The organism is Microbacterium sp. NPDC059771 (genome assembly GCF_042732495.1).
Taxonomy (GTDB): domain Bacteria; phylum Actinomycetota; class Actinomycetes; order Actinomycetales; family Microbacteriaceae; genus Microbacterium; species Microbacterium sufflavum.
Window position 1 is genome coordinate 1 of sequence record NZ_JBHWHK010000023.1, and the last position, 1,030, is coordinate 1,030.

Sequence of the window (1,030 nt, forward strand, 5' to 3'; positions counted from 1 at the left end):
CGACAAGGCGGTGCTCTACGGCCGCGAGGCGTACATCGCGGACGAGCTCCAGCGCACGATGCTGCCGGAGAACCTGCCGCAGCCCACCGGGGTCCGGCTGGCCTCCCGCTATCTCCCGGCCGCCGAGACGGCCCGGGTGGGCGGGGACTGGTACGACGCGATCCCGCTGCCCGGCAGCCGCGTCGCGCTCGTCGTCGGCGACGTCATGGGCCACTCCATGACCTCCGCGGCCATCATGGGCCAGCTGCGCACGACGGCGCAGACGCTGGCCGGTCTGGACCTGCCGCCGCAGGAGGTGCTGCACCACCTGGACGAGCAGGCGCAGCGGCTGGGCTCGGACCGGATGGCGACCTGCCTGTACGCCGTGTACGACCCCGTCTCGCACCGGATCACGATCGCCAACGCCGGTCACCCGCCGCCGATACTGCTGCACCTGGGCGGCCGGGCCGAGGTGCTGCGGGTGCCGCCCGGCGCGCCCATCGGCGTCGGCGGGGTGGACTTCGAGGCGGTGGAGCTGGACGCGCCCTCGGGGGCGACGCTGCTGCTGTACACCGACGGGCTGGTCGAGTCGCGGCTGCGGGACGTGTGGACCGGCATCGAGCAGCTGCGGGAACGGCTCGCGGCCACCGCGCAGCTGACCGGGCCCGACCACGCGCCGCCGCTGGAGGCGCTCTGCGACGACGTGCTCGACATGCTGGGACCCGGCGACCGGGACGACGACATCGCGCTGCTCGCGGCCCGTTTCGACGGGATCGCGCCGAGCGACGTGGCGTACTGGTTCCTGGACCCGGAGGACGCCGCTCCGGGCCGGGCGAGACGCCTGGCCCGGCGGGCGCTCGACCGCTGGGGCCTGGAGGATCTGAGCGACGCGGTGGAGCTGCTGATCAGCGAGGTGGTGACCAACGCCGTCCGGTACGCGGAGCGGCCGGTGACGCTGCGGCTGCTCCGTACGGACGTCCTGCGCTGCGAGGTGGGGGACGACTCACCGCAACTGCCGCGCCAGCGCCGGGCCCGGGACACCGACGAGGGC

General features: G+C 74.7%; 1 protein-coding gene. It reads left to right on the forward strand.

Features of this window, described 5'->3' with window-relative positions; translation table 11 throughout:
- A partial coding sequence (locus ACFV3I_RS18795) for a SpoIIE family protein phosphatase (RefSeq protein WP_378823966.1) occupies positions 1–1,030 on the forward strand: 1,030 nt, incomplete at both ends.